This window comes from Psychrobacillus sp., from assembly GCF_056205495.1.
Window position 1 is genome coordinate 1 of record NZ_JBAEAP010000446.1, and the last position, 2784, is coordinate 2784.

The 2784-nt window shown below is 40.7% G+C and carries 3 protein-coding genes; 1 reads left to right on the forward strand and 2 read right to left on the reverse strand.

Features of this window, described 5'->3' with window-relative positions:
* Positions 1-231: 231 nt before the first annotated feature.
* The gene (locus tag AC06OU_RS12900; protein WP_475856265.1) at positions 232-1083 is read right to left on the reverse strand and encodes a DegV family protein; all 852 of its coding nucleotides are present in this window, start codon (positions 1081-1083) and stop codon (positions 232-234) included.
* Positions 1084-1190: 107 nt separating this feature from the next.
* Entirely contained in the window at positions 1191-1772 is a 582-nt protein-coding gene (locus AC06OU_RS12905) for a nuclear transport factor 2 family protein (RefSeq protein ID WP_475856266.1), read from the reverse strand.
* A gap of 134 nt (positions 1773-1906) precedes the next feature.
* On the opposite strand from AC06OU_RS12905, the gene AC06OU_RS12910 reads away from it, so the two are divergent.
* Positions 1907-2784 (forward strand): NERD domain-containing protein (locus AC06OU_RS12910; RefSeq protein WP_475856268.1); only part of this gene is annotated, 878 nt, incomplete at its 3' end.

Below are 2784 nucleotides of genomic sequence, written 5' to 3' on the forward strand. Positions count from 1 at the left end.
TACAACGGGAACATGGAAATGAATAAAATAGGGATGGGTTTGTGTTGTGGCATCGATTGCAGATGTGCTTGTTTGATTGGAAAATTGAGTGGGATTGTATTGTTTCAATTCCTGGCTTGAGGTGAATGTGGCCGTTGCGGATATGGTCGTCAATGACCTCGCGCGGAAATGGTGTATGTGCGCGAAGCCATATTCGTCCAGTGAGAAATTGTTGTAATTGCTCGTTCATCATTACGACTCGACGTGGTACCAGCCTAGCCCCATGGATCCTTCTCCAAGGTGCGTACCGATAACCGGTCCAAAGTAGCTAATCGTAAATTCAACATTTGGCATGATAGCCTCGAGAAGGATTTTCCATGCAATTGCCTCATCCTCATTGTTGGCATGAATGATGGTAGCCTTGATTTTATCGTATTTTTTAGCGTCCTCTTCTAGCATGTCTGCAATTCGCTTCATTGCTTTTTTGCGTGTACGAACTTTTTCAAAAGGAACGATGACTTTATTTTCAAAATGAAGGATTGGTTTCACTTGAAGAACTGAACCAATAACACGCTCAAAGCCATTTAGGCGACCTCCGCGGTGAAGGTGATCCAGGTTATCTACCATGAAATATGCACGCATGGATTGCTTCATTTTGTTAAGCTCTTGGAGAATTGCTTCTGGCGTTTCTCCTGCCTGTGCCATTTCTGCAGCACGCATTGCATAAAAGCCTTGTACCATACAGGAAATCTCTGTATCGAATGTGTACACATCGATTCCCTCTACCATTCCACCTGCTTGCTCTGCTCCAGCTAATGTACCGCTTATACCACTAGATAGATGAACCGAAATGATGGAGTCATAATCTTTCTCCAAATTTTCAAAGGTGGTTACGAAGTTTCCTAGAGACGGTTGTGAGGTTTTTGGAAGTGCTTTTTCATTTCTGATTTTATCGTAAAATTCGGTTGTATTAATATCTATTTCTTCTCTATAAGTCTCGTTTCCTATCACGACACTAAGAGGAACCATTTGAATATTCAAGCTTGCTCGTATTTCTTCAGGGATATACGCTGTGCTATCCGTTACTACTACCGTTTTCGTCATATAAGAAATCACTCTCCTAACTCTAGTTTACTTAATCTGGATAGGAAAAGAAAGCATAAAAAGACCCCAACCATGATATTTATCATATATGTTGGGGTTGTGAATTTTTATTCAGATGTTTCGCCTATGAAATAGACACTTGTTACCAACCATTTGCCTTCTTCCTTCGCAAAAACAGTCACCTGGCGACCATTTCGATCAAGCTTAGCACCTGATCCTGGCTCATGAAGGGCAATATGAAGATTAGAGTAAACCTGCGCTTCTTTATCATTATATTCAATAATAGTCACATCTTCGGCTGTACGCACCGTATCATAATTTTCGAAGGTTTCGATTACCATCTTTTTATCGTCCTCATAGTTGAAGCCCTCTGGTTTTTTAGAGATTACACTTAAATAGCGGTCGATATCCTCTTCGTTAAATGCTTCGATATATTCGTTGAATGCATTTAATACTGCCGTTTTTTCCTTTTCAGGGACATTCGCTGCTTCTTCCACATTTCCGTCAGAAGACATTTCGAAGCCTACGTCCGATTTGTCCTTAACGCCGTGGTCTAGTGCTGATTCTGACTGTGATGGAGCACCATCATTTACAGATCCCGCCTCTGAATTTACTTCTTGTTTATCGTTACATGCAGCAAGTACTAGTGTAAGTGCCGCAAGAGTAAGTCCTTGTATTATAAGTCTCATCTGTTTCCCTCCTGCTGTTGGTTATTTTGTCATAGTTAGGACGAAAACTCAACGAATAAGTTTCGATATTCAAAATAATGAAATTTTCAGACGTTTGAAGTAAGATATATGTAGAATGGAGGTGAATAAGTTTATTGTACCCAACCCAGAAGATTTTATTAAAAAGATTGTCATTTGAGCATGAGCAATATATGTTTGTGACCGAGGATATAAGGCGAAGTGAAGCCGGTGAGCGTGGTGAAGATCGGTTACTCGGGAAGCTCGAGGAATTAAGATTAGTCGGGAACTATCATATATTTTCCAATGTAGGTTTACTGTTAGACGAATGGAAAATCCAGATTGATTGTTTAATAGTGAGCGACCGCTGCTGTATGGTAATCGAGTCCAAAAACATGAACGGCAATTTGTATTTTAAAGATGAAGAATTTTATAAAGAAGTAGATGGAATGGAAACTCCCTTCCCCAATCCATATTTTCAATTAACGCGTAATATCCGCTTCATGAAAGAATTTCTACGAAACGTCTGCCCCACCATGAAGGTGACCGGCGCCATCATCATGACCGCCAAGTCCAGTCGCATCCGCGAAAAACCCTCTAACTATCCAATTTTCAAACTAGAAAGCATGATCGAGAGAATCTATCAAATGCATGGTAATGGATTGGCCGAGCCAATTAAACTGGGTAAGTTTAATGAGATTGTTTCTTTAATCGAGAGAAGTCTATCACCATATGTCATGCCTCCGTTATGTGAATATTATAGAATCGCTCCGGGAGATTTGGTGCGTGGAGTCGAGTGTCCAAACTGTGGAGCGTTAGGGATGCAGCGGCACTACTCGACCTGGAAGTGCGGGAAGTGTGGGAAGACTGATCGAGGGGCTCATAAGGCTGCAATTAGAGAATACTTTTTACTAGTGAAATCCAGAATGACCGTTAAGGATTTCCAACATTTTTGTCTAGTAGACTCTCCCTATACAGCATCGCGGTTATTAAATAGTTTTACAAATATAGAAGG

Bases quoted from the DNA above. Each gene is read 5' to 3' on its own strand.
- AC06OU_RS12900 (WP_475856265.1), bottom strand. From the start codon at position 1,083: ATGACGAAAACGGTAGTAGTAACGGATAGCACAGCGTATATCCCTGAA.
- AC06OU_RS12905 (WP_475856266.1), bottom strand. From the start codon at position 1,772: ATGAGACTTATAATACAAGGACTTACTCTTGCGGCACTTACACTAGTA.